At 61.4% G+C, this 26105-nt stretch carries 25 protein-coding genes; 12 read left to right on the top strand and 13 right to left on the bottom strand.

The genetic code is table 11. From position 1 onward, the window contains the following. Positions 1-27: 27 nt before the first annotated feature. Positions 28-990: a nitrate ABC transporter substrate-binding protein gene (locus tag AB8B31_RS24410; protein ID WP_018516798.1), complete on the bottom strand. Its 963-nt coding sequence runs from the start codon at positions 988-990 to the stop codon at positions 28-30. A 101-nt stretch (positions 991-1091) separates the two neighbouring features. On the opposite strand from AB8B31_RS24410, the gene AB8B31_RS24415 reads away from it, so the two are divergent. Then, entirely contained in the window at positions 1092-2417 is a 1326-nt protein-coding gene (locus tag AB8B31_RS24415) for a PLP-dependent aminotransferase family protein (protein WP_026242327.1), read from the top strand. A 58-nt stretch (positions 2418-2475) separates the two neighbouring features. Here AB8B31_RS24415 and AB8B31_RS24420 read toward each other — a convergent pair whose 3' ends face one another. Next, positions 2476-3198 carry a response regulator transcription factor gene (locus AB8B31_RS24420; protein WP_003562390.1) on the bottom strand — a complete coding sequence of 241 codons (723 nt, stop codon included), beginning with the start codon at positions 3196-3198 and terminating at the stop codon, positions 2476-2478. Between the two features lie 13 nt (positions 3199-3211). Then, entirely contained in the window at positions 3212-4450 is a 1239-nt protein-coding gene (locus AB8B31_RS24425; protein WP_018245597.1) for a GAF domain-containing sensor histidine kinase, read from the bottom strand. A gap of 281 nt (positions 4451-4731) precedes the next feature. Between AB8B31_RS24425 and AB8B31_RS24430 the strand changes: the two genes are divergently transcribed. From AB8B31_RS24430 to AB8B31_RS24450, 5 genes are all read left to right on the top strand, one after another. Then, positions 4732-5748, top strand: a complete 1017-nt coding sequence (locus AB8B31_RS24430; protein ID WP_018245596.1) for an ABC transporter substrate-binding protein — start codon at positions 4732-4734, stop codon at positions 5746-5748. A 71-nt stretch (positions 5749-5819) separates the two neighbouring features. Then, positions 5820-7271 (top strand): sugar ABC transporter ATP-binding protein, encoded by a 1452-nt coding sequence (locus tag AB8B31_RS24435; RefSeq protein WP_032990289.1) that lies wholly within the window; start codon positions 5820-5822, stop codon positions 7269-7271. Next, on the top strand, positions 7268-8215 hold the full coding sequence (locus AB8B31_RS24440) for an ABC transporter permease (protein WP_018516800.1): 948 nt from the start codon (positions 7268-7270) through the stop codon (positions 8213-8215). Before AB8B31_RS24435 ends, AB8B31_RS24440 begins: the two co-directional genes overlap by 4 nt. Continuing rightward, positions 8212-9162: an ABC transporter permease gene (locus AB8B31_RS24445; RefSeq protein ID WP_439007535.1), complete on the top strand. Its 951-nt coding sequence runs from the start codon at positions 8212-8214 to the stop codon at positions 9160-9162. Before AB8B31_RS24440 ends, AB8B31_RS24445 begins: the two co-directional genes overlap by 4 nt. A 14-nt stretch (positions 9163-9176) precedes the next feature. Then, on the top strand, positions 9177-10091 hold the full coding sequence (locus AB8B31_RS24450; RefSeq protein WP_018516802.1) for an SMP-30/gluconolactonase/LRE family protein: 915 nt from the start codon (positions 9177-9179) through the stop codon (positions 10089-10091). Between the two features lie 92 nt (positions 10092-10183). Here the strand turns inward: AB8B31_RS24450 and AB8B31_RS24455 are convergent, their stop codons facing one another. Then, on the bottom strand, positions 10184-11815 hold the full coding sequence (locus AB8B31_RS24455) for a GMC family oxidoreductase (RefSeq protein ID WP_018516803.1): 1632 nt from the start codon (positions 11813-11815) through the stop codon (positions 10184-10186). A 190-nt stretch (positions 11816-12005) separates the two neighbouring features. Beyond that, the gene (locus tag AB8B31_RS24460) at positions 12006-12800 is read right to left on the bottom strand and encodes an alpha/beta fold hydrolase (RefSeq protein ID WP_018245590.1); all 795 of its coding nucleotides are present in this window, start codon (positions 12798-12800) and stop codon (positions 12006-12008) included. A 142-nt stretch (positions 12801-12942) separates the two neighbouring features. Here AB8B31_RS24460 and AB8B31_RS24465 point away from each other — a divergent pair, with 142 nt between their 5' ends. Beyond that, the gene (locus AB8B31_RS24465) at positions 12943-13410 is read left to right on the top strand and encodes a MarR family winged helix-turn-helix transcriptional regulator (RefSeq protein ID WP_018444716.1); all 468 of its coding nucleotides are present in this window, start codon (positions 12943-12945) and stop codon (positions 13408-13410) included. A 20-nt stretch (positions 13411-13430) separates the two neighbouring features. Here the strand turns inward: AB8B31_RS24465 and AB8B31_RS24470 are convergent, their stop codons facing one another. Together AB8B31_RS24470 and AB8B31_RS24475 are read right to left on the bottom strand one after the other, a co-directional pair. After that, entirely contained in the window at positions 13431-14210 is a 780-nt protein-coding gene (locus AB8B31_RS24470) for an SDR family oxidoreductase (protein WP_018516804.1), read from the bottom strand. Then, positions 14210-14530, bottom strand: coding sequence for a nuclear transport factor 2 family protein (locus tag AB8B31_RS24475; protein ID WP_018516805.1), 321 nt, complete (start codon positions 14528-14530; stop codon positions 14210-14212). Before AB8B31_RS24475 ends, AB8B31_RS24470 begins: the two co-directional genes overlap by 1 nt. A 94-nt stretch (positions 14531-14624) precedes the next feature. Between AB8B31_RS24475 and AB8B31_RS24480 the strand changes: the two genes are divergently transcribed. Continuing rightward, a complete protein-coding gene (locus AB8B31_RS24480; RefSeq protein WP_018516806.1) occupies positions 14625-15527 on the top strand; it encodes a LysR family transcriptional regulator in 903 nt (300 codons plus the stop codon). Positions 15528-15608: 81 nt separating this feature from the next. Here the strand turns inward: AB8B31_RS24480 and AB8B31_RS24485 are convergent, their stop codons facing one another. Next, positions 15609-16835: an MFS transporter gene (locus AB8B31_RS24485; RefSeq protein WP_018516807.1), complete on the bottom strand. Its 1227-nt coding sequence runs from the start codon at positions 16833-16835 to the stop codon at positions 15609-15611. A 118-nt stretch (positions 16836-16953) separates the two neighbouring features. Here AB8B31_RS24485 and AB8B31_RS24490 point away from each other — a divergent pair, with 118 nt between their 5' ends. After that, on the top strand, positions 16954-17544 hold the full coding sequence (locus tag AB8B31_RS24490) for a TetR/AcrR family transcriptional regulator (RefSeq protein ID WP_026188688.1): 591 nt from the start codon (positions 16954-16956) through the stop codon (positions 17542-17544). A gap of 288 nt (positions 17545-17832) precedes the next feature. Continuing rightward, on the top strand, positions 17833-18402 hold the full coding sequence (locus AB8B31_RS24495) for a nucleoside 2-deoxyribosyltransferase (protein ID WP_018516808.1): 570 nt from the start codon (positions 17833-17835) through the stop codon (positions 18400-18402). A gap of 178 nt (positions 18403-18580) precedes the next feature. On the opposite strand, the gene AB8B31_RS24500 is transcribed toward AB8B31_RS24495, so the two are convergent. The 3 genes from AB8B31_RS24500 to AB8B31_RS24510 all read right to left on the bottom strand — a co-directional run bounded on the left by AB8B31_RS24500 (position 18581) and on the right by AB8B31_RS24510 (position 22925). Further along, positions 18581-19927 carry an SLC13 family permease gene (locus tag AB8B31_RS24500; protein ID WP_018245582.1) on the bottom strand — a complete coding sequence of 449 codons (1347 nt, stop codon included), beginning with the start codon at positions 19925-19927 and terminating at the stop codon, positions 18581-18583. 98 nt (positions 19928-20025) lie between these two features. Further along, on the bottom strand, positions 20026-21540 hold the full coding sequence (locus tag AB8B31_RS24505; protein WP_018516809.1) for a malonate--CoA ligase: 1515 nt from the start codon (positions 21538-21540) through the stop codon (positions 20026-20028). Next, a complete protein-coding gene (locus tag AB8B31_RS24510) occupies positions 21537-22925 on the bottom strand; it encodes a malonyl-CoA decarboxylase (RefSeq protein ID WP_018516810.1) in 1389 nt (462 codons plus the stop codon). The genes AB8B31_RS24505 and AB8B31_RS24510 overlap by 4 nt, the downstream gene beginning before the upstream one ends. A gap of 163 nt (positions 22926-23088) precedes the next feature. On the opposite strand from AB8B31_RS24510, the gene AB8B31_RS24515 reads away from it, so the two are divergent. After that, positions 23089-23739, top strand: coding sequence for a GntR family transcriptional regulator (locus AB8B31_RS24515; RefSeq protein WP_026188687.1), 651 nt, complete (start codon positions 23089-23091; stop codon positions 23737-23739). 179 nt (positions 23740-23918) lie between these two features. On the opposite strand, the gene AB8B31_RS24520 is transcribed toward AB8B31_RS24515, so the two are convergent. Continuing rightward, positions 23919-24110 (bottom strand): hypothetical protein, encoded by a 192-nt coding sequence (locus AB8B31_RS24520; RefSeq protein WP_018516811.1) that lies wholly within the window; start codon positions 24108-24110, stop codon positions 23919-23921. A gap of 9 nt (positions 24111-24119) precedes the next feature. Between AB8B31_RS24520 and AB8B31_RS24525 the strand changes: the two genes are divergently transcribed. Then, on the top strand, positions 24120-24986 hold the full coding sequence (locus AB8B31_RS24525) for a creatininase family protein (RefSeq protein WP_020572897.1): 867 nt from the start codon (positions 24120-24122) through the stop codon (positions 24984-24986). Here AB8B31_RS24525 and AB8B31_RS24530 read toward each other — a convergent pair. Further along, positions 24949-25938 carry a LysR family transcriptional regulator gene (locus AB8B31_RS24530; protein WP_018516813.1) on the bottom strand — a complete coding sequence of 330 codons (990 nt, stop codon included), beginning with the start codon at positions 25936-25938 and terminating at the stop codon, positions 24949-24951. The two genes, AB8B31_RS24525 and AB8B31_RS24530, sit on opposite strands and share 38 nt — an antisense overlap. Between the last annotated feature and the right edge of the window lie 167 nt (positions 25939-26105).

Here is a 26105-nt window from a genome sequence, read left to right on the forward strand (position 1 = left end):
TGGTAGTTCAACATGACGCGAAGAGTTTCACCGGGCCTTGGCGTGCCACGGAAACAGCTCGGCGGGTGTCAAAAGGCGCGGCATGATCTTCTGTTCGTAAAGTTCCTCGGCAAAGTCGGCGATCATTGCCTCGTTCTCGGCAAGCCCGCTGGCCCTCCAGGTCGGCGGCAGATCGGCCGCGCAGCGGCGCAGTTCGTCGATCATCCACGGTGTTGTGTCGGCGTATTTCTCACGCTTTTCCAGCCACAGACGCTGGGACTCGTCGATCAACTCGCTGAGTTCATCCATGATCCAGGGATGCTCCCGGACGATATCAGCCTTGAAGCCGATCAGATGCATGCCCGGGATATAGCCGACCTCATTGAGGTAAGCGACTTCAGCGGCGCGGAAATCATCCAGCACCTGTCGCAGGGGCGATTCCTGATCGAAGAAACCCTTCGGCATGAAAGGCGTGAACACGGCGTCGAGCCCGCGATCCAGCAAAAGATCGACCATCGGACGCTCGCCGGGGACAGCCTCGATGCGGCCAGGCCGTCCAAAGCCATCGAGCCGGTCGACGATCGGGTGAGCTTCCGTCAGGCGCCCGGCATACCACATGGCATCCTCAACGCCGACGCCCTCCCGGCGCAACGCAGCACGGGTCCAGGTATTTCCGGAATCGCGCCAGCCGGTTACGCCGATCTTCTTGCCGCCGAGATCGGACAGCGTGCGGATCGGACTATCCTTGGTGGTGATAATGCAGCGATGGCGGAAGCCGCGCATGATGAAGTTCGGCATGCCGACGATCCGATCATCGCCATCATGACGCATCTGCGAATAGCGGCTGAAGGACATTTCCGCGGCGTCATGCGCCGCGTCATCGGCGAGGCTGGAGACCAGCGTGCCTACACGATCCACTTTGATATGGAGACGGGAAGAACTGACGTCACCGAGCACCAGCGGTGTCATGTAATCCCAGTCTCTAAGGGCGATGCGAAGCGTTACAGGCATGCAAAAAACTCACTGAAATGGCTCGACGAGGGGCAAATTAAATGTTCAAAATAACGAGCACAAATGTTATTACGTTATTGAACATTTAAAGTGAGAAAAAAATGGGCGACGCGGTCGAAGCCTCCTGGTTTGCCGAAAAAATAGCCGATCGCAGCATCAGGGGGATCGCTCTCGAAACAAGCGCGCTGATCCGTGCCGGTGTCCTGCCCATCGGCACGCGCCTGCCGGCGATCCGCGATATCGCCTACGAATTGCATGTCAGTCCGGCGACGATCTCCGAAGCTTGGAGCGAATTGCGGCGGCAGAAGATCATCAGCGGCCGGGGGCGCAACGGCACCTGGGTCAGCGGCGACCGCTTTGTCGCCAAGCCGGAACGCCTCGCCAGCTCGGGAAACTATAGGGAAGGTGTGCTCGACCTTACCTTAGCCGGGCCGGATGCAGCACTTCTTCCCCGCCTGGCCGAAGCAATGGCCTATGGCGCGTCCGTCGACGATCTCAACAGCTATGAGCGGAGCCGGATCGTACCTGAGTTGAAGGACGCCGTTTCAGAGCGATGGCCCTATGAGGCGGAAGCCTTTCTGGCCACCAATGGCGGTTACAACGCCGTCTATACGATATTGCATGCGCTGGTCTCCTCGGGCTCGGCGGTCGCGATCGAACATCCGACCGCCATGCGACTGCTCGATATTCTGGAAGATCTCGGCGTGAAAATCATTCCTGTCGCCTGCGACGGCGAAGGCCCCCTGCCGGATTCGCTGCGCGAAGCTTTGCGGCAACGTCCCGCGGCCTTCCTGTTCCAGCCGCGGTTGCATTCCGTGACCGGCGTTACGGTCAGTTCATCCCGCCTCGATCAGCTCGGAGATGTGCTGGAAGACAGCGATACGCTTGTCATCGAGGACGATGGCGTCGGCGACGTGTCGGCGGCACCTCCGCAGTCGCTCGGTGGCCGATTTGCGGAGCGGACGATCCATATCCTGTCACTCTCGAAAAGCCTCGGCCCGGATCTGCGTCTCGCGGTCCTGTCGAGTTCCGCGGCTATCGTCGACCAGATCCAGTCTTACCGCTCCTTCAGTGCCGGCTGGACCAGCCGTATCCTGCAAAGTGCCGCCGCCTGGTTATTGCGCGATCCGGCAACCTGGCAGCTTATCGGCGAGGCGCGCGAGATCTATCAGCAGAGGCGCGACGCTCTTGCCGAAGCGCTCAGCGAACGGGGAATACCGATACCGCCAGGCCAGGGCCTGTGCCTCTGGGTGCCCGTCGTCTCCGAACCATTCGCGATGGTGACGCTCGCCGCACGCAACATCGCCGTCAACCCGGGCAACAAATTCTCCGTCTTGCCAAGCAGTCATATTCGAGTGGCGACGAGCACACTCAGCGATCGCTGCGAGGAAGCTGCCGATGCAATCGCGCTGGCTCACGCGCCGTGAAAGGCAGTGGCCGCAGCCCACGTCTCTGATCCCCTGTCATTTCGCGCAAGTCCGGAAACTACTTTCCCTCAAGCCATTCCTGCAGCTCTGCCTCCGCCCGCTCCAGAGCGCTGTAATTCAGGAGTTTGCGCAGGAAAGCGACGGTGACGGCGCGGGCGCGCAGATTGAAGCGGCCGTCCTCGTGGTCGTCACCGGCGCTCTGGTAGACGTCGAGCTTATCGTAAAGCTGCTGCAGACGGTTCTGCACGCTGCGCAGCGACAGGCCCCGACGTTTGGCGATGGCCCGGTCGGTGAGGCCGAGCGCGATATCGACGAGGATCTCGTATTCAGAATCGGTGAAGCCGTTCGTCTGGCCGAGGCTCTTCTGCTGCAGGCCCCGCACCTCGCGGTCGATGACGCACTGGCTCTCGATGAAGATCGAGCGCAGCGCAAGCTTCAGCCGCTCATCGGAGGCGGATTTCAGCACATAGCCATAAGCGGCGCCATCCGGCACGATGCGGGAGACGCCACGCACATAGGCCTCATCCGAGTAATTCGACCAGAACAGGATGCGCGTTTCCGGCCGCTCCTTCCAGATGGTGCGCGCCGCCTCGATACCGTTGCGGTTCGCCATCTGCAGGTCCATGACGATATGCGCCGACTTGTGGTCGCGGGCGAGCTTCTCGCCGACGGTTCCGTTCTCCGCCTCGATCACCGTGTCGCATTCCGGCAGAGCTGCGTTGACCGCCTCGTGCAGATAGGACCGGTGCAGCGGGTCGTCCTCGACGATCAGAACCTTCATGGTGCCCTCCTCCTCAGTTTGGCCCGATTGCCGGGTCGTGCGGTACGAGTGGCAGCACGACGCGCACCGCAGTCCCGCGATTGTTGTGGCCCGGCCCGGTCGTGAACCGCGCCGAAATCAGCCGCGCACGGGTCTTCATATTGTCGATGCCACCGCCGATCCGTCCCCGCGCTTTGGTGAGGCCGGTTCCGTCGTCGGAGATTTCGATCGATAGCCGGTCGTCATCGGCCTCGAGCCGCACGGTGACGGCGAGCGGGGCGGCATGGCGCACCGCATTGTTGATCGCCTCCTGCGCGATTCGGAACAGCGCGACGCTGACGGTCGGTTCCAGTCGCTCCAGTGCGCCGTGCGTTTCGTCGACAAGGCCCCATTCGATCCCCGATCCGCTGTCGCGGGTCGATCGGTCCAGATGATGCTCGATCGCCTGGGCGAGGCCGAAGAGCTGGAGCACCGAGGGTTTTGCCTGTTCGATGATCTGCCGCAGATCCTGCATGCAATGCTGCAGGGAACGGGAGATCGGCTCCAGCGCCTCGGGCGCCACCTCTCCGTTGCGCGACAGCCGATCGATCCGGCGGGCGAGCCGCGTCAGGTCGGCGAGCGTCTGGTCGTGCAAGTCCATGCCGATGCGCTGGCGTTCCTGCTCCAGGGCTTCGGTAAGCTTCAGCGCACCTTGCCGCAAGCCCTCCTCGCGGGCGCGGGCTTCTGCCTCGACAATGGCCGAGCGTTGCGCCTGCTCAGCCGCTTGCAGCGCGAAGAAATAGGGCGTCAGCAGGTCGGCGATAATACGGGCGCGTTCGATATCCTCCATCGTATAGACGCCCGCCCTGTGCGACGAACAGGAGAGCGCCGCGATGATCGTGCCCTGCACCTTCATGGGCACATGCAAGCGGCTCCTCAGCGACTGTTCGACGATCGGCCGCTTGAACGCGCCCTCGAAGTGGAAACGCGGGTCGGTCATGGCGTCGTCCGCCAGCAGAAAATCCACCTCGCCCCAGAGCAGCGAGCGGATGGGGCTGTTGACAACAGGAGCACCGGCAAGGCCGCCCCAGGCGGTCTCGATGCCCGTCTCATAGGCCGTGTGGTAGTTGCCGCCCTCAAGCAGCACGCAAACATCGAGATGGTCGTGCGGGATGATATGGGCGACCTCGGCCGCAACGGAACGGATAGCCGAGCGGAAGTCGAGCTGGCCCGCGAGCAGCCGGGAAATGCCGAGATAGTGGTCGAACATGGCTGCGGGTACGAGATGCAGCATCGTCAGTTCCTCCCCGAGGCCGCAGCAGGCTCCTCAACCCGCAGCGTCTCCTTCCCAGTAAGCGCCCGCGGACGCGTCGCCGTCTTGCGTAAACCCGCAGCTTGTTGCGCAAATCCCGCAAACGACTTGCCGCCTTGCCCCTGTACAGGCCGATCGATCTCCCGCATCCTGCCCTTACTGAGAGGAGGAAGCTCAGTGCAAGAACAATTTTCACTCGGACCCAATTGGGCCGGCAGGAGTGAAGCGATCCGCCGACCAGCGCGATCATCAGGGAGGAAGACATGACAATCCGTAAGATGCTTCTGGCATCGGCCGCTATTGCTTGCGCCGCGATGCCCGTTTCCGCCTTTGCCGATACGTCGGCCAAGAAGATCGCTCTTTCCAACAACTATGCCGGCAACTCGTGGCGCCAGGCCATGCTGACGAGCTGGGGCAAGGTGACGGGTGAAGCCGTGAAGGCTGGCACCGTTGCCGCAGCCGACCCTTTCACCACTGCTGAGAACCAGGCGACGGAACAGGCCGCTCAGATCCAGAACATGATCCTGCAGGGCTATGACGCCATCGTGCTCAACGCCGCCTCGCCGACGGCGCTGAATGGTGCGGTCAAGGAAGCCTGCGACGCCGGCATCACCGTCGTTTCCTTCGACGGCATCGTGACCGAACCCTGCGCCTGGCGCATCGCCGTCAACTTCAAGGAAATGGGCCGCAGCGAAGTCGAGTACCTGTCGAAGAAGATCCCGGACGGTGGCAACCTGCTCGAGATCCGCGGCCTTGCCGGTGTCTTCGTCGACGACGAGATCTCGGCCGGCATCCACGACGGCGTCAAGCAGTTCCCGCAGTTCAAGATTGTCGGCTCCGTTCACGGCGACTGGGCGCAGGACGTGGCGCAGAAGGCTGTTGCCGGCATCCTGCCGAGCCTGCCCGACATCGCCGGCGTGGTGACGCAGGGTGGCGACGGCTATGGCGCCGCTCAGGCGATTGCCGCGACCGATCGGAAGATGCCGATCATCATCATGGGCAACCGCGAAGACGAGCTGAAATGGTGGAAGGAGCAGAAGGACGCGAAGGGCTACGAGACCATGTCGGTGTCCATCGCGCCCGGCGTCTCGACGCTTGCCTTCTGGGTGGCGCAGCAGATCCTCGACGGCAAGGAAGTCAAAAAGGACCTCGTCGTGCCCTTCCTGCGCATCGACCAGGATAATCTAGAAACCAATCTCGCCAATACCCAGGCCGGCGGCGTCGCCAACGTGGAATACACGCAGGCAGACGCAATCAAGGTCATCGAGTCGGCAAAGTAAATCTCCCGGCGACTGCCGCGCGGCCGCAGATGGCCGCGCGGCATTTTTTGCAAGCAGGCATGGCGGGCAGCATGGATGAGGTTTTGAAGGCGGTGATCGCCGTCGATGGCGCCAAGGTGAGCTTCGGCGCGGTCAGGGCACTCGATGGCGTGACCCTCCGCGTCATGCCGGGCGAATGCGTCGGGCTCGTCGGGCACAATGGAGCCGGCAAGTCCACCATCGTCAGCGTCATCAACGGCGGCCTCACGCCGCACGAAGGAAGTGTGGCAAGCGACGGCGAGCGGCTGGAGCGCTACGGTATCAACGCGGCGCGTGCCCGCGGCGTGCGCTGCGTCTTCCAGGAGCTTTCGCTCTGCCCCAACCTTTCGATCGTCGAGAACACGCGCATCATGCATCGCCATCTCGGCGGCTTCGGCTGGCGCAGGCGCGCCGCAGAGATCATCGAGAAAAGCCTCGATGCCGTCTTTCCCGGCCACGGCATCGACAGCAGCCGGACCGTCGGCGATCTTTCGATCGCCGAGCGGCAGATGGTCGAGATATCAATGGCCTTTTCCGACGCCGGCATTGCACCCCGTCTGGTGATCCTCGACGAACCCACTTCGTCGCTCGATGCAAGCCTTGCCCGGCAGATGCTCGACTATGTTCGCCGCTTCATCGCGACCGGCGGGTCCGTCATCTTCATCTCGCATATCCTGCACGAGATCCTCGAAACCTCCGATCGCATCGTCGTCATGAAGGATGGCCGTGTCGTCGCCGAGCGCCCGGCGCAGGGCTTCGACCATCACGGCCTGGTGGAAGCGATGGGCACCGTTGCGAAAGAGGAGACCAAGCAGCGCTCGGCGCGCGAACAATCCACTGCCCAGCTCATTCTCTCCCATCAGGCGAAAGGCCTGCCCTTTGCGGCGCGCAAGGGTGAGATCATCGGACTGGCGGGTTTGGCCGGCCACGGGCAGACCGAGCTGCTGCTCGCCCTGCATGCCGCCAAATCCGGCAACTGGCTGCCGGAGCGCGATCCGCTCGTCACCTTCGTCGCCGGCGACCGACGCCTCAACGGCGTCTTCGAGCTGTGGAGCATCCTGCGCAATTTCTCCATCGCCTCGCTCGGTGACCTGTCCCGGCGCGGCCTCATCCTCGCGGGCGAAGAGGAGACGAAGGGCGCTGACTGGAAGCGGCGGATCGAGATCCGCACGCCCGACATGGACAATCGTATCCTCTCGCTTTCCGGCGGCAACCAGCAGAAGGTGCTCTTTGCCCGGGCGCTGGCGACACGCGCGCCTGTCGTCTTGATGGACGATCCGATGCGCGGCGTCGATGTCGGCACCAAGCAGGAGGTCTACGCGATCATCCGCGAGGAAGCGGCGCATGGCCGCACCTTCATCTGGTACTCGACCGAAATGGACGAGGTCCGCCTCTGCGACCGCGTCTATGTCTTCCGCGAAGGCCGCATCACGGCCGAACTCGCCGGCGACGCCGTCAACGAGAAGAATATCATCGCCGCCTCCTTCGAAGGGGTCGCCGCATGACGGTCCGGCTGTCGTCCGACGCCATGCGTCTTGCCATTCCCGCCTTGTCGCTGACGCTGCTGCTCGCCGCCGTCTTCTGGCTGCAGCCGCGCGCCATGAGCTATGTCGGGCTCAATTTGCTGTTCAACCTGGCTGTGCCGATCGCGCTTGCGACGATCGCCCAGATGATCGTGATGGCGGTCAACGATCTCGATCTCTCGATGGGCACATTCGTCAGCTTCGTCGCCTGCGTCACCGCAACCTTTCTGCGGGATGCCCCGGTGACCGGCGTGCTGATCCTTGCCGGCGCGATCGCAACCTATGCGGCGCTTGGCGTCGTCATCTATCTGCGCGACCTGCCCTCCATCGTCGTGACCCTCGGCATGAGCTTCGTCTGGGGTGGCCTTGCCGTATTGCTGCTGCCGGCACCGGGCGGGCAGGCGCCCGATTGGGTCCGCTGGCTGATGACCGTCAAGCCGCCGCTGGCGCCGATGGCGATCGTCGCCAGCATCGTCATCGCCGTGGTTGCCCATCTCCTCATCATGCGCTCCTCGCTCGGCGTGCTGATGCGCGGCATTGGCGGCAACCAGCGCTCGGTCGAGCGCGCCGGCTGGTCGATTGTCGCGGCGCGCGCTGCCGCCTATGGGCTTGCCGGCCTCTTTGCTGTGCTCGCCGGCATTGCCCTTGTCGGCCTGACCACCTCGGCCGATGCCAATATCGCACTGCGCTACACGCTGCTGTCGATCGCCGGCGTGATCCTTGGCGGCGGCGAGTTCATCGGCGGCCGCGTCTCCCCGATCGGCGCCGTCATCGGCGCGCTGACGCTGACGCTCGCCGGCTCGTTCCTGTCCTTCCTGCGGATCTCGCCGGACTGGCAGATCGGGGCCCAGGGCGCGATCCTGATCATCGTGCTCGCACTTCGTCTGATGCTGAACCGCCTGGAGAAGCGGGAAAAGCGCCGATGACCCCTCTCCTTCGCCTCTTTCGCAAACCCTGGATCTGGTCGTGGCTTGCCGCCTTTGTCGTCTGGTTTCTGACGATCATGGTGACGCTCGGCGCCAGCACGCCTGGCCTGTCGCAGGCAGCCCTCACCTTCGCGGCCTTCTCGGTCATCGTCGGCATCGGCCAGATGTTCGTCATCACGCTCGGCCCCGGCAACATCGATCTCTCGGTTCCCGCCACCATGACGCTTGCCGGCACGGTGGCGTTGAAGCTGATGAATGTCGAAAACGGCATGATCCTGCCCGGCCTTCTCGTCGCCATCGTCATCGGCCTTGTCGTCGGCCTCGGCAATTATGCACTTATCAAGGCGCTGCGCATTCCGCCGATCATCGCCACACTGTCCATGAGCTTCATCGCGCAGTCCGCCGCGATCTGGACGAACCGGGGACTGCGCATCAAGCCTCCGAGCGTGCTGGCGGAATTCACCACGTCGCACACGCTCGGCGTGCCGAATGTGGCGATCGCAGCACTCCTGATCTCGCTGCTGGCCTGGTTCTTGCTCGAAAAGACGATCTACGGGCGCTGGATCTCGGCGATTGGCCAGAGCATGCCGGCAGCCCGCATGGCCGGCATTCCGGTCGACGGCACGCGTTTCGTCACGTACCTCTTCTGCGCCGTTCTTGCCTCGGTCGCGGGCTATCTGCTCGCCTGCTTTTCCGGCGGCGCCGCGCTCAACATGGGCTCGGAATATCTCTTGATGTCGATCGCCGTCGTCGTCATCGGCGGCACGGCGGTCGCCGGCGGTGATTCCAACGTACCGGGCATCTGGGGCGCATCGCTCTTCATGTTCCTGGTCGTCTCCATGCTCAACACTTACGGGCTCGGCGCGGGCATCCGCCTGATCATGACCGGCCTCATCATCATCAGCGTCATCATGCTCGCCGGCGGCCGCCGGGCCGGCATGCGATAAACGGAAAGACCGCCATGGCCGAGGCCAGCATCTACGAAATCCACGACCCGCGCTTCCGGCAGATGATCGTGACCAGCGCCGGTCTCGACGAGCTATATTCAAGCTGCCGCTGGGCGGAGGGTCCCGTCTGGTTCAACGACGCGAACCAGCTGCTGTGGAGCGACATTCCCAACCAGCGCATGCTGCGATGGACGCCTGAGAGCGGCGTCTCAATCTATCGCCAACCCTCCAACTTCACCAACGGCCATACGCGCGACCGGCAGGGTCGGCTGATCTCCTGCGAACATGGAACGCGCCGCGTCACCCGCACCGAGGTCGACGGCGCAATCACCGTGCTCGCCGACCGTTTCGAAGGCGCCAGGCTCAATTCGCCGAACGACGTGGTGGTAAAATCCGACGGCACGATCTGGTTCACCGATCCGACCTACGGCATCATGTCGGACTATGAAGGCTATCGCGCCGAGCCGGAGCAGCCGACCCGCAACGTCTACCGGCTCGATTCGACGACCGGCGAAATTGCGGCTGTCGTCACGGATTTCATTCAGCCAAACGGCCTCGCCTTCTCGCCCGATGAGACAATCCTCTACGTGGCGGACTCGGCCGCCAGCCATGACGAAAGCCTGCCGCGTCACATCCGCGCTTTCGATGTGATCGACGGCAAAAGGCTCGCGAACGGCCGCGTCTTCTGCCTGATCGACAACGGCATTCCGGACGGCATTCGCACAGACGTCAACGGAAACCTCTGGTCGAGTGCTGCCGATGGCGTCCATTGTTTCGACCCGACCGGCAAACTGATCGGCAAGATCCGCGTACCGCAGACCGTCGCCAACCTCACCTTCGGCGGCCCCCAACGCAACCGGCTGTTTATTGCGGCGACGCGGTCGGTTTATGCGGTGTACGTTGCGGTGAGTGGGGCGCAGGTGCCGTGAGGTTGGTCGCCTTGCACCAATATGGCGCGAGGCGAACAAAAAGCTCGGCGGCCCACGTATGCTGGCCGCCGATCTCCACATAAATCTCTTCGTCAGATGGGCTGATTGAACCCTCCGCTCGAGTCCGTAAGGCCATGCATGTCCCGGATCAGATCGGCCGCCCGCTCTCCGATGACAACGCAAGGCGCCATGGTGTTGCCGGTGGTGATACGCGGCATGATCGAGGAGTCTGCGATGCGAAGGCCATCGATACCGTACACCTTGAGCTCACTGTCGACCACAGACCTGCTGTCACGTCCCATTTTGGCTGTGCAGGACTGATGCCAGTAGGTGACCGCCGAACGCCGGATAAAGTCGATCATCCCTGATCTGTCGCGCGCGCCCGGAGCCGCCTCGCCTGTCACCAGTGGCGTGAAAGCATCGCTGTTTCCGAGTTCGCGACACAAGTCCACCGCAGCCAAGGCGGCCGCCATGTCTTCCGGCGCGCTGAGTGAATTCGGTTCGATCAGGATAGGGTCATTCGTATTGGGGCCGGAGAGCCGCAATCGACCACGGCTTTTTGGCTGGGCGAGACCGTTAAACATCGTCCAGCCATGTTCCGGCGTTTCGAGGCCCGTCTCGATCGGCGACGGCACAGCGAACTCCAACTGGCACTGAAGAATGTCCGGCTGCGCAAGACGCGAGTCGCTTTTCCAGTAGAGTTTTGCTTCGCAGCCGCTACCACCGACGGCTTCTGATTTTCGATATGCCCAGGTGCAGCCGAATGCGAGGTGATCCTGATGATTGCGCCCAACGCCAGGTAAGTGTTGAACCACGGGAATGCCATGGGCTTGCAGCTCGTCTTCCGGACCTATGCCCGACTGCATCAACACTTTCGGAGTGTTGATCGCGCCTAGCGACAGTACCGTTTCGCAACGCGCCGTGAATTGACGTCGCTGATCATCGACGAGAACCTCGACCCCCGTCACGCGCTTGCCATCGAAGATGAGGCGCGTGACCAGTGCGTAGGTCAGCACAGTCAGGTTTGGGCGCGACATGAGCGGACGGACATAGGATCCGAACACAGATTCCCGCTTGCCATCCCGGATCCGCAGTTCAGCGATCGATGCCCCTCCTGGCCCCTCCATCATTTCACCGTTCGGGCTATCGTAGACGGGAATGCCGATAGTGGATGCCGCACTCAACAAGGCCTCTGCGATCGGTTGGGGCGCCTGCGGCTGCGCTACGTAGGCGGGTCCTCCCACGCCGCGACGCGTTGGGTCCGGAGCGCCCTGCCAATCTTCGATCCGGCGATAGTAGCCGAGGATTGACTGATAGCCCCACGCGTCATCGCCGGCTTCAGCGGCAAAGTGGTCCCAATCTCCCCTGTGTCCTCTGGCCCACACCATGACATTGATGCTCGAACCGCCACCGAGCCCTTTGCCCATGCTGAGAGGAAGACGTCGACCGTCCAGGCCAGGTGCCGGTTGTCCGACAAAACCCCAGTCCCGGATCGAGCCGAGATTGAGCGGCCACTGCGTAGGGTTTGTAACGCTCTCGGCCGCATCGTCCCCGCCTGCCTCGAGCAGTAGGACGCTTGCGTTTCCATCCTCTGCCAGTCGCGCGGCAACAACGGAGCCGCTGGACCCGGCGCCGCAGACGATGAAGTCGAAAACATCACCGACCTCGCTCTGAGGAATGGGCGGATTTTTGGGTGCATTCTGGTCATGACTTTTCAGCTTCACGTGACTACCTCCGTGAATGGATTCAAAATAATAGCGAAAGTGCTGAGGATCCCGGGGCGAATGCGGGCAATGGATCCTAGGCCGAGATCGTGCGGCCTTCATCTGCTCGGCCCGACCTCGCTCGGTTCGACGGGCGCTGCTCTTCGCCATCGGGACAGTGCCGGCTGTCCCGATGAAACTGCGTCTGTCACTACTTCTTCGCCGAGAAGGCCTTGGCGGCCTGATCAATGGTATCCGCGACCACCTTCGGCTGCGTCATGAACAGGGCGTGGCTTGCCGAAACCTTGGTGATCTTCGCCTTGATGCGTTCGGCCATGTGGATCAGCATGGCCTGATCGAATGCCCTATCCTCGGTAGCAATCACAGCCCAGCTGGGCTTGGTGTGCCAGGCAGCATGTTCGAGCTTCGTGCCGAACGCCGACATGTTGATCGGGACTTGCGCGTCTCTCATGAACGCAACATCAGCATCGCTGACGTCATGAGCAAAGCCAGCCTTGAACTTTTCCGGGCTGACATATCCAAAACCATCCTTCGTCGTCTCGATGACGAATTCCGATGCGGGAGCAAATCCTTCGTATTGTTGAGCCGTCGTCTCGCCTGCATCAGGAGAGAGAGCCGAGACGTAAACGAGGCCTGCAACCTTTGCATCAATGCCAGCTTCCGTGATGACCGTGCCGCCCCAGGAATGTCCAACGAGAATGACCGGACCATCCTGCCGTTCCAGCGCACGTTTGGTGGCTGCGACATCGTCTTCGAGAGATGTCAGGGGGTTCTGGACAATGGTAACGCGATAGCCCCGCTTGGTGAGGTTGTCATAAACACCCTTCCAGCCAGAACCGTCCGCAAAGGCGCCGTGGACGAGCACAACATTTCTGACGGATTGGCCTTGAGAGATGGTGTCCGCGGCGTTCGCCGGCAATGCGGCGGCGGACAGTGAGGCTGCAGTAGCAATTGCGGCTATGGTGGTCGTGGTCTTGCGTGGCATGGCTGTCTCCTCGGTAATTGCGATAACTGTTATCGCGGTATATATAAGCTGGCAGACTTCAGATTGCGCGTCAAGATAATTCTTATCGCGATATTTAATTTTGCTATTGCATAGGGTATATGGAGATCTACAGGAGTTCAGAATGACCAAACGCCATAACGACCCACCCCCCCTGCACGACCAACTGTGCTACGCGATTTACACTGCCGGAATTGCAATCCAGCGCGCCTACAAACCTCTTCTCGACGAGTTGGGCCTGACGTACCCGCAGTACCTCGTGCTCAATGTGTTGTGGAGCGAAGATGGGCAGACGGTCGGTGCCATTGCCAACGCCCTTGCCCTGGAATCCAGCACGCTGACGCCGCTATTGAAGCGCCTTGAGACATCCGGGTTGCTGCGCAGGACCAGAAACCTGAGCAACGAGCGCCAGGTGTTGATTGCGTTGACCGACGAAGGCCGGGCATTGCAGCACAAGGCTGGTTGTCTCAGCGACACCTTGCTTGCTGCCTCGACCCAGACGCCACAGGAATTGGGCGCTCTGAACCGCGACGTCCGTCATCTCCGCAACGCGATCTATTCCCAGATCGGCGGGTGGGATGCGCCGACCTGAGTTGCCGTGCATGTCGGCGCCTAGGCTGTTGGCACTGTCCCTCCATCGATCGTATATTCAGTACCAGTGATCGACGCAGCGCGGTCGGAGGCGAGGAAGGCAATTAGGTTTGCGACCTCGTCCGGTTTTGCCGGACGACCGAGCGGAATGCCGCCCAGCCCATCAATAATGATCTTTTTGCCGCCCTCAAGGTCAGTTCCCGCCTGCTTCGCCAGACGCTCGGCAAGACGGACCGAGGCTTCCGTTTCGATCCAGCCAGGCGACACCCGAACGACCCGGACACCTTTTGGCGACACTTCCTTCGACATCGCCTTGCTGTATGTGGAAAGTGCTGCCTTGGCTGCAGCATAGGCAGTCGTCGATTCCGGAAGCGGCAGGACCCTCTGGATGGATGTAACGTGCACGACCACACCGTTTCCTCGGGTGACCATGTCCGGAACGAGCAGCCGATCCAGTCGGACAGCCGGAAACAGATTGAGCGACAGCTCCTTATGCCAGTCGTCGTCCGACAGTGCAGAAAATCCACCTCCGGCTGCTGAAGAGCCGCCTAGCATATGGACGATGACGTCGACGCCGCGGAGACGTTGACGCACGGCGCCTGCGACGATTGCGCAGCCTTCCTCGGTGGTCAGATCTGCTTCGACGAACAGTTCTTCCGGTAGGTTTTCCGGACGGGCCCGCGCTGTCGTCAGCACCTCTGCGCCGAGCTCCCGAAACAGGCTGACGGTCGCAGCGCCGGCACCTTTGGTCCCAGCCGTGATGAGGACGCGTTTGCCTTCCAAATTGAGAAAGTCAGTCATTATTGGATCTCCAGGCTGACGATCTTGCCGTCTTTGATGGCAAAGTCGTAGGTGAGGGTCACCGGGCTACCGGGAAACTGGCCGCTCACCTTGGCTCGGATGAGCGCTTTGTCACAGTCGACCGTGCATTCCAAAGGTTCAGCAACGTACTGAGCCGCCTTGTTCGCAGCCACCCACCATTCTCGGATTGCGGCGACGCCTTGATGGCGCGCTCGTTCGTCTTCGACGAAGGCTTCGACCGCAAAGGTGTCCAGCAGCGCATTCGCGTCATTGCGACGGTCTGCTTCAAAGTACGTGTTAATGATACCGGGCATATCCATTGTGTTCTCCTCATAACCTAACCGATACTTATCCCTCGACCATTGCATAAATAAGTGGGATAAACCGGCATGCGATGATGAACAGGTCGGGACAATGGAGCTAGCCAGCCTGAAGGAACTTGAAGCGGCCATTGCAATTGCTAGGCGCGGGACTTTTCGAGCAGCGGCCATTGATCTCGGCATGTCCACGACCGCGTTGAGCCACACGATAAGCAGGCTCGAGGCGGGACTTGGCGTGCGGTTGTTCAACCGCACCACCCGCAGTGTCTCGCTGACGGACGCCGGCCGGTTGTTTGTGCAGCAGGTCGCGCCCTCGCTTCAGGAGCTCCATGCTGCTCTGGATCTGGTGCGCTCCCATCGCGAGACTCCTTCCGGAACAATACGGATCAACGCAGCGCCATTTGCGGCGCGCGCCATCATCTCACCGCTCGTGCTGGAGTTCCTGCGCCGCTATCCGGACATGAATGTCGATATCGTTACCGAGGGGAAAATGGTCGATATCGTCAAGGACGGGTTCGATCTGGGCGTCAGGGTTGAAGGCCTCGTTCCCACCGACATGATTGCCGTTTCGCTCGGGCTGCCTCAGCGACACGCTGTCGTCGGGTCTCCTGAGTATTTCAAGAAGCACGGTAGGCCCATAGTGCCTCCGGATCTTCTCAATCACAGATGCATCCGCGTGCGGCTGCCTGACGGCTCCTTATTTCGATGGCGGTTCGAAAAAGACGGCGAGCCGGTGCAGATAGATGTACGGGGGCCAATCGCACTCGATGAGGCCAGCCTTACGCGGACTGCCGTGCTCGAAAGCGCCGGCGTGGGCTACCTCTTTGAACAAGACATACTCTCGGAGATAAAGGCGGGGCGCGTTGTTCGTGTTCTAGAAGATTGGACGCCGCCCTATCCAGGCCTATGCCTCTACTATCCTGGACGCCGAAATCTATCGGCTGGCGTCAGAGCATTTCTCGACTTAGCTCGTGAGTTCTCCCGAAAAGCGGCTTAACCCACTGCCTTCCGCCTTGAACGGTCTCGAACCGTTGGCCGGTGAACCCTCCTGCTTCGTTCCTGTCTACCGCCCGCCCTGCTACTGCGCCGGTTCCAGCATCGCGCAATCTTCCCCGTCGGTGCACTCTCCCGAGAGGGTACGCTGACCAAGCGCAATGATAAGGACGGTCGCCATCCCGGCCGCCGCAGACACCCAGAATCCGCTCTGGGGACCGTAGCTGTCGACGACCCAGCCCGAGACGAAGGCACCAAGCGCCATACCGATGCCGATGCCGGTCATGACCCAGGTGACGCCCTCCGTCAGCACCGATTCCGGTACGCGACGCTCAATCAGTCCGAAGGCAGTTATAAAGGTCGGCGAGATCGCGATGCCGCTGACGAAGACAGCGACAGCAAGCAGCATTACCGAGCTGCCGGCGACGAGAAGCGGCAACGAGGTCAGTGCGAGGATCGCAACAGCGATCAGCAACTGACGATGCAAGGGGATGCGCAGATTAAGCGCGCCGAGGGTCAAACCCACTAGGAAGGAACCGAGGGCATAGACACCGATGACCAGGCTTGCCGCATTCGGCTGACCAAGCTCCTTGGTGATGGCGACAACACTCACCTCAGCGGTTGCGAAGATCGCGCCGACGAAGATCAGCGCGAGTGTGATCATCTGCACCGGACGCTGCCGGATCGCGGAGCCGACCGGAGCTGCGCCGGCGACATGCCGCACCTTCGGCTCGGTGCCGCGCTGCACGATGAAGGCGGCCGTTCCTAGCGCTAGAAAAGCTGTGCTCACCATCATGCCGGCTTCCGGGAATAGGGCGACGGCAAGCCCGACGGACAGCGAGGCGCCGGCGATATAGACTAGTTCGTCCGCGGCACTTTCGAACGCGAAGGCCGTGTTGAGCTCGGGCTTGTTGCGAAAGAGTTCCGTCCAGCGCGCCCGCATCAGCGCCGGGATGCTTGGCATGGCCGCCGCGAGGAAGGCCGAGGCGAACAGCGTCCACACCGGCCAATTCTGGTTGGCAGCGGCTATCAGCGCGATGAACGCCAGTACTGACACGATGGTTGTGGGAACGACCACTGCCGTCTGGCCCAGCCGGTCGACCGCTCGCGAAATCTGCGGCGAGATCACCGCATTGGTGAGCGCATAGGTCGCCGACACGGCGCCTGCCAGCCAATATTCGCCATGTGCCTGGGAGAGCATGGCGACGATGCCGATCGGCGCCATGGCGATGGGAAGGCGTGCGAAAAAGCCGGCTGCGGAGAAGCCCTTGGCCCCAGGTGCCGCGAATATCTGTTTATACGGATTTGACATGGGACGATCCTTCCAGCTATCGGATAGAACACTTATATACGAAGCGTATGTGTCTAGATAATGCATACGTCCCGTATGTCAATGAAAAAGATACGCGGCGTATGTCAAAGGAGTAGCCATGCGCAAACCGCGCCAGGAGATGATCGCAGAGACCCGCGGCAAACTTATCGCAGCGGGGCGGCGCGCCTTTGGCACGATCGGCTACGCGGAAGCTTCGATGGACGATTTCACCGGCGAAGCGGGACTGACGCGCGGGGCCCTGTATCACCATTTCGGTGACAAGAGGGGCCTGCTCCAGGCCGTCATCATGGAAATCGACGCGGAAATGACTGAACGGCTGAATGAGGTCTCGGCCGCCGCTCCCACGCGCTGGCAGGGCTTTGTCGATGAGTGCTCCGCCTATATCGAAATGGCACTTGAGCCCGAAATCCAGCGCATCATGTTTCGCGATGGCCCTGCCGTACTCGGCGATATCTCGCAATGGCAGAACACCCCCGGCTGTATCGCCGCCCTCTCTCGCAGCCTCGACCGTCTCAAGGCCGATGGCGAGATCATCGACATCGACACCGAAACCGCCGCTCGCCTCATCAACGGCGCCAGCAGCCATATGGCGCTGTGGATCGCCAATGCGGAGAATCCGGAGGCGGTTTCGAAGCGGGCGGTCGCGGGGTTCAAGGCTATGTTGGGGAGCCTACGCAGACAGGAATGAGGTGTTTGATTCCCCGCTCAGTCGCCGCGGGCAGTTCATTGCGCACCGTGTTGACGTCGAGCGGGGCCGCGCCGCCAACATCGACATCGAGCACGAGCAGGCCTGACGTGGCGATGGCACCGCGTTGCCTATGCTGCACTTACAATCTGCAGCACGGCGGCGTGATCTCTACGCGTGCAGATACGCGCTGCGGCATGGGCGGTTTCGCCCACTGGATTGTGATCCTACTTCGCTGTAGAGCGAGGGAGGTATTTTGATGCCAAGCCCATCCCTTTTAGGTGCGATTCTATGACAAAAAAAGTTTATCTCGCCGGTCCGGAGGTCTTCCTTCCCAACGCCCGTGAAATGCTCGACCGCAAGGCGGCACTTGCCCGTGAGGCGGGACTTATCCCCCTCTCGCCCGGCGATCTGGAAATCCCGCACACGAACTCGAAGCGAGAGCGGGCGGCTGCGATAAACGCGGTGGACGAGAAGATGATGATTGAGGCTGACGCGATCATCGCCAATCTGACGCCCTTTCGTGGCATTGCCGCGGATACAGGGACGGCCTTCGAACTCGGCTTTATGTGCGCAAGCGGTAAGCCTGTGTTCGCCTATACGAATGTGGCCCGCGATCACAGCGGGCGGGTGAGCGATCTTTATGGCGGGGCCGTCGCCTATGATGCTGAAGGTCGACTGCGGGACCCGAATGGAATTGCGATCGAGGATTTCGGCCTGGCCGACAATCTGATGCTGCACGCCGGGATTGAGCGGCGCGGTGGCGTCCTCATCATCGGAGACGCGGCGCGGGATGCGCTCTATACGGATCTCACGGCGTTCAAGGCGTGTCTTGCCGTCGCCGTTGAGAAACTGCGCTAAGGCGCCGAATGATAAGACGTCCCTCTAGTTGGCATGAGCTGGCCGCCCGCTTCACGCCGGCAGAAGGGATCGCTCTCCCTTGAAAACGTTTTTCCCCGTTTCCGTGATCGGGGACATCCACGGTCTCCAAGTGTGCCGAACAGGGCTCGGCACACTTTTCGCTGGGAGCAGCCCGTCGTCAAACCAGCCCGGGCACGACGAACACCAACCAGGCAACGATCGGACCGATGATAGCGATCAAGGCGCTGTAGATCAGTAGCTGTCGCAACACCTGCTCACGGCTGTCGTCCGGCGCATTGGCGACGACAAGGGCGCCGTTGGTGGAGAATGGGCTGGTGTCGACGATCGTCGTCGAGATGGCGATCGCCGCGACCACACCGATGGCGCTGATGTGCCCTTGCAGGAGGAACGGAACGGCAAGCGGGATGATCGCGCCGAGCAGCGCGGTCGAGGAAGCAAAGGCCGAGACGATGGCGCCCGTAAAGCAAAGCAGGAGCGCTACCAGCAGCGGCATGCCGAGACTGGATATGCCATTCGCCACGTAGTCGACCGTACCGGCCTTTTCCATGACGCCGACATAGGTGATGATGCCGGCAATCAGCAGCACGGTCGACCAACTGACCTTGTCGATTGCGGCCTTCTGGGTCTTCGGTGACAGCAGCGCGAGGACGACGGCGACGGTCATGGCGACGAGGCCAACATTGAACTTGAAAACCAGGGCGCCGATGCCGAGCGCCGTCAGGCCGATCAAGGTGGTAATTCTCTCATTGTTCAGACGCAACGTCGTCGCGGTATCGGCCGCCGTACCATAGGCATGCTCTCTGATCGGTTTTGCAGGCGTGCCGCCGTGGCCTCTGATCGACGCCGATACGCCCTCGGGATGGAGTTCGGGCAAGGGGCCAAGTGATGCGGGATCGTGCTTCATCACCCTCGCGCCGCCGAAAACGAAGAAGACCAGCACCGCGATTGCCAGGTTAAAGAAGAAGCTGGAAAGAAACAGCGAGGTCGGAGCGAAAGGCAAGCCGGCCTTCGCAACGATCTGGTTGGTGATTCCGCCATAGATGCTGATCGGCGAGAAGCCGCCTGCCTGCGCGCCGTGGATCACCATCAGACCCATCATCACCGGATGAATGCGGTACTGCACGGCAAAGCTCAACGCGACGGGTGCGAGAATGGCGACCGCAGCAGGCCCAAGTGCACCGAAGCCAGTAATGATGGCGGCGACAAGGAACATCACCCAGGGAATCAAGCCGATCCGCCCACGCACCAGGCGGACCGCACATTCGACGAGCCAGTCGATCGTGCCGTTGATCTGCGCTATGGCGAAGAGGTAGGTGACGGCGACGAGCGTCAGGAACAGATCACTCGGAAAGCCGGCAAATATATCGTTGGTTTTCATCCCGATGATCATGGAGCCGAGCACGAAGGCGCCGGCAAAAGCGAGCGCACCCATGTTGATTGGCTGGATCGTCGCAATGATGAACATGGCGATCAGCAGGCCTATGGACAGTAATTCAATACCCATGATTCCCCTCCCTCCGACGCCTCCGCGTCGCAGTTGCTGTTTTCAAGATTGATGCGGGATGTCGACGCACTCTCCTCCTCCCAGAGAGCGCGGTCGCCTTACATCCTGGTATAAAGATCGGCGTATTGCTGCCGCAGGATGTTTTTCTGAACCTTACCCATCGTGTTGCGCGGCAAGTCTTCGGCAAAGATGATGCGCTTGGGTTGTTTGTAGCGCGCGAGCCGGTCCTGGAGGGCGCTGACGATGGCCTTTTCATCGAGGGCAGCGCCGGGCTTGCGCACGACGACGGCCGTTACGCCTTCTCCGAAATCGGGATGCGGCACACCGATCACAGCGCTCTCAACTACACCCTCGATCTGGTCGATCTCGCCCTCAATCTCTTTCGGATAGATGTTGTATCCACCGGAAATCACCAGATCCTTGCCGCGGCCGACGATGTGGACATAACCGTCGCGGTCGATCTTGCCGAGATCGCCGCTGATGAAGAAACCGTCGGCGGTGAATTCGGCCGCGGTTTTTTCGGGCATGCGCCAATAGCCCTTGAAAACGTTCGGCCCCTTGATCTCGATCATGCCGGTTTGTTCGGGCGGCAGCGCGAGCCCGGTGGCGGGATCGGTGACGCGCACCGTCACATCAGGCAGCGGGAAGCCGACCGTTCCGGCAATCCGTTTCCCCTCATAAGGGTTGGACGTGTTCATATTGGTTTCCGTCATGCCGTAGCGCTCGAGAATGGCGTGACCGGTACGTGCCTGGAACTCGGTATGTGTTTCTGCAAGCAGTGGAGCCGAACCGGAAATGAAGAGGCGGATGTTGGCGACCGCTTGCTTGTCGAGGCGCGGGCTCTGCAGGAGGCGCACGTAGAAGGTCGGCACGCCCATCAGCATCGTTGCCTCCGGCATCAGCGACAGGATCTCCTCCGGGTCGAACTTCGACAGCAGGAACATCGAGGCGCCGGCGAGCAGTGTGACGTTCGTGGCGACGAACAGTCCATGCGTGTGGAAGATCGGCAAGGCATGGATCAGTCGATCGCCGGCGGTGACGCGCCAAAAATCTCGCAAGGTCAGGGCGTTCGAGAGCAGGTTCCCATGCGTGAGCATCGCCCCCTTGGAGCGTCCCGTCGTTCCGGACGTGTAGAGGATCGCCGCCAGATCATCGGCGGAGCGCGAGGCATCGACAAAGTCGGCCGGCTCATCGCGGGCGAGATCCAGCAACGAGCCACTGCCATCAGCATCGAGCGTTTCGATGATCGCACCGTGGGGCTTGGCGATTGTCTCCACGCCCGCTCGAGCAGCCGACGCAACAACCACCAAACGCGGCTCCGCATCGCCGATAAAGTAATCGAGCTCAGCCAGCGTATAGGCGGTGTTGAGCGGCAGGTAGACGGCGCCGCTTCGAAGACAGGCGAGATAGAGGATCAATGCCTCGGCACTTTTCTCGACCTGCACCGCAACGCGGTCGCCGGGGCGAATGCCGAGCGTGTCCATCGCGCCGGCAATGCGGCCGGAAAGAGCGAAGGCGTCGTCATAGGTCCATGTGCGCGTGTTATCGATCCGGATGAATGGTGCGTTACCGGGCGCGGCGGCCCGCATGGCGTCGAAAAGATGGTTGCTCACTTTCGCCCTCCTCCAAGTGTTGAATTCACTATCTGTGCGAATGGCCGGGAGCCTTGCTGGCCATTGCCGCCGCTGCGGCTTTCGTCGTTCTGGTTGAGCAGGCTTTTGACAGCAGGCGAGGCAATCACCTCGCCGCGCTGCGCCAGAGCCTCGTGGTTGGCCACGATGTCGTCGAGCTTGTAGAGATAGTTGACCATCAGGCCGTGTGCCTGCTGCATCGCCTTGGTCGAGTGGTCGCCAAGAAAATTCAGTCTTTCAAGTCGAGCGCCGTTGCCGAGATGGAAGCGGGCGACAGGATCGACGGGGCGGCCCTCCGGCGTCCGTTCGACCAGGAAATAGCGCGCCGCAAGAGGCAGCAGCACGCGCTCCACTTCGGTCGCCGTCTTCTTGTCGTCGGGCCAGTTCGGATCGTCCAGCGCCGTCAGCGTTTCCGGGCGCGCCTTGGCAAGCCAGCGGGCAAAGCCCGGGACGGGCGACAGCGTGACGAAATTCTTCAGACCGGGCAGGTCTCTGCGCAGGTCTTCGACGACCTGCTTGATCAGGAAGTTGCCGAACGAGATTCCGCGCAAGCCATCCTGGCAGTTGGAGATCGAATAGAAGACAGCCGTCGTTGCCTCGTCGGCATTGATCTGCTCCCTGCCCTCGTCGAGCACATCCCCGATCGCCCTCGGCACCGATCTTGTCAGCGCCACCTCGACGAACACGAGCGGCTCGTCGGCCAGTCGGGGGTGGAAGAAGGCAAAGCATCGGCGGTCGGCCGGCGCCAACCGCCTGCGCAACTCCTCCCAGCCGGCGATCTCGTGCACGGCCTCGTATTTGATGATCTTTTCAAGGATGTAAGCCGGTGTCGTCCAGTCGATCGGGCGCAGCGTCAGGAAGCCGCGATTGAACCAGGAGCCGAACAGATGGGTGAAGTCGGCGTCAAGCGCGTGATAACCTGCGGATTGGTCTTTGGAAGCAAGCAGCTGCTGACGCATCCGGACCAGCTTGGCGGTGCCGTTCGGCGCGTGGTTCAATCGGCGCAAAAGCTCCTGTCGCCGCGGCTCGGCTGCCTGATGGAGAGCAATGATCGCGGCAGAGCTTCTGTCAGCGCGGTAATTTTCAATTGCCTGGTCGAGCTTGGTCGTGTCGGGCCCGAACTTTTCATGCAGCATAAGCAGGAATTTCTGCGCGCCCTCGCTCTCGAGTGCGCCCCAGCGATCGAGTATCTCGGCGGCAAGCGCCATGCCCGAGGCCTCGCCCCGGCTCGACAGCAGCATTTCACAGAGTGTCTGGAGATCGACCTTGGCTGCGACCTGCGTGGCGCGCGCGCCGGAAAACAGGAGCTGGCGTCCGCGATCCGTGATGCTCTGCAGCATGTCGGTGAAGAAGGAAGCCTCAGACATGCCATTTCTCCTCTCTTCCGCCGGCCAGCCAGGTGCGGACCTTTTTGACGGCTGCTTCCCATCCTCGGGTTTCACCGGTAGTATGTAGAATGCCACTCTTCGTACACGAGGTCAACAATCGTGTATACAAGAATAGCATTTGTGTATGAGGAAAGTGAAACGAATGTCCGAGAATGTCGGCCGATGGCTTCGGGATGAGATTGAAAATTCAATTCTTTCCAACGAGTTCTCTCCCGGTGAGCGGCTCGACGAAACGGTGCTTGCGACGCGTTTCGGGGTCTCCCGCACGCCGGTGCGCGAGGCGCTGATGCAGCTCGATGCCATTGGTCTCATCGAAATTCGACCGCGCAGAGGTGCTGTTGTCATCGATCCGGGGCCGCACCGCGTCTATGAGATGTTCGAAGTTATGGCGGAACTGGAGGGCCTGGCCGGGTCGCTCGCCGCACGGCGGCTGGACAAGACCTCTCGAGAAGCGATCACGGCCACCCACGGCCGCTGTGAGCAATCAGCCGCTGCCGGTGACAGTGATGCCTATTATTACGACAATGAGGAGTTCCATAAGGCCATCTACGCCGCCGGCCGAAGCGATTTCCTTGAGCAGCAATGTCTGCAATTGCATCGGCGCCTGCGGCCTTATCGCCGCCTCCAACTGCGCGTGCGCAACCGCCTGTCGACGTCCTTCTTGGAGCATTGCGCCATCGTCGATGCGATCTTTGCCGGAGATGGAGATGAGGCCCGCCGGCTGCTGCGGGGGCACGTCGGCATTCAGGGCGAGAGGTTCAGCGATCTGGTCGCGAGCATGGCGGCCAGATAAGACTCAAGCGCATAACCCCGAAAATCGGAACCGAATTTCGGAGAGGATTATGCGCAAATTCAAAGAGATAGAGCGCCCTTAACGCGTCTGAAAGACGCGCGGCGCTCTAGGCGTGGTGCTTCCAGATCGAATGCAACGGTCATCAGATAGGGCGAACCATCTCGCTGCCATCCCGCGAGTTAGTTCTTCATTGCGCCACCGGCGGCCACGATATCGTCTGGCGTATCGACGTCGAGGCTGCGAGCCACATATTCAATGAAGTTGCCTTGGATGCGGAAGCGTCGGCGCAGCGTCTCGTCGATGCGGTTGCCGACCGTGCCTACGCCGGAGGAGTCACGCCCGCTGATGCGTACGAAAAAAAGCAGCGCCATGCGCAAAAAATGATGCTTTTCCGGCTTATCTTTATTCCCTACTCCCTATCGAAGCAGGTGACGAAAAGGGAAGACCGCATGGCTACGCCGTTTTACTGGAACGAGCTCAATACATACGATTTTGCCGGCCTCTCCCCCGAGACCACGATTGCCGTTCTGCCTATCGCCTCGACGGAACAGCACGGCCCGCATCTGCCGATCGCAACGGATGTCGCCATCGCGACCGGCATGCTGGCGGAGCTGAAGAGGCAGCGGCCGGAGGATCTGGATATCCTGGTGCTTCCGACACAGGAGATCGGCAAGGCCAACGAACACATCTACGGCCCCGGCACGCTGTCGCTCAGTGCCGAGCTGCTCATCCCCGTCTGGACGGCGATTGGTGCGAAGGTTGCCGAAGCCGGGCTGCGGAAGATGGTGATCGTCAATTCCCACGGCGGCAATGTCGACATCATGAGCATCGTCGCGCGCGAACTGCGCGTGCGCCATCAAATGGCGGTGGTCTCTACCCAATGGGGCCGTTTCGGTCATCCGGAAGGTATGGTCAGCGATCACGAGAGCAAATACGGCATCCACGGCGGCGATGTCGAGACGTCGTTGATGCTGCACTTCCGCCCCGAACTGGTGCGCATGGACAAGGCCCAAAATTTTACCTCGAAGGCCGAAGGGATGCGGGAGCAATCCAAATTTCTTCAGCCTCTGCCGCCGCATTCGCTGGCCTGGATCGCGCATGACCTCAATCCCTTCGGCGTTGTCGGCGATGCCTCGATCGCCAAAGCCGAAAAGGGCGAGGCGATCTGCCGCCATCAGGTCAAGGGGTTTGTCGAGCTGCTCCAGGATCTCAAGGCCTATCCGCTTTCGAATCTCTATGTGAAATAGGCTCAGCCGCGGGTTTCACATCCGGTGGGATATGACCCTTGGCCTGCAATTCCTGCACCAGGCCGAGCAGTTCGGCGAGCAGATATTCGACGAAAAGGCTGGTGGCCGCGTCGAGGGGCGCGCGGGCGCGGGCAAACAGCTTCATCTGCTGGTAACGCGCATGCGGCTCGGCGATCGGCCGGAAGACCAGTTCACCGCGCCGGCATTCGGTGATGACGTCGAGCGGATTGAGCAGCGTCAGCCCCGTGCCGCATTTGACGAGCTGTTTCAGCATCTCCGATGCATTGGTTTCCAGCACCGGCTCGACCGGGATGGGCAGGCGCGCAAAAGCAAGGTTGATCACCTCGCGCAGGCTGGTGCCCGGCTGCGCCAGAACCAGTTTTTCCTGGGTGACATCGGCGAGGTTGATCGGTCCGGGACCGATCAGGTGATGCCCCGGCGGCAGCACGACACCGATCGGGATATCGAAATTTCCAAGCGTGCGGATGCCCGGCGTGGCGGGGATGTTGAAGCCGAGACCGATATCCACTTCGCCTGATACAACGGGGCTGGCCGTCGTGCCGCCGGTATCGTTGCGCAGCTGGACGAAGACGCGCGGATGTTCTGAAAGAAAGCGCGCGATGATTTCGGGCAGCGGCCCGGCGGCAAGCCCAACGGTCGTCACCATGCGCACCTTTCCCGCCTGCTGCATCTTGAGGCTGCGGATGCGCCCCTCCAGGCGCTCGTAATTCTTCAGCACGTCCCGGATATGCTCGATGCAGAGTTCGCCGGCAGCCGTCAGCCGCAAGCCACGCGGCAGCCGCTCGAAAAGCGGCGCCCCGATCTCCTCCTCCAGCGCCAAAATCTGCCTGTTGACCGCCGAAGACGCCACGTTGAGGCGCGCGGCCGCCTTGCGGATCGAACCGCAACGAGCGATCTCGTTGATGTAAAGAAGGCGTCTGGAGTGCAACATGATCTCTCCAATGCATAAATTTTGCGCAGGACGCACAAATTATCTTCAGCTTTCCCAGAGATGCCGAAAAGGCATCAATGCGCACGAATTTTGATGCTTTTCAAAGCGCATGGCAATGGCTCAAATTCCCTCAAAAGGGAGCCGAGCAAGGCGTCCCTCGACCACAA

The sequence above is a fragment of the Rhizobium sp. 62_C5_N11_2 genome, assembly GCF_051811185.1.
GTDB classification, from domain to species: Bacteria; Pseudomonadota; Alphaproteobacteria; order Rhizobiales; family Rhizobiaceae; genus Rhizobium; species Rhizobium leguminosarum.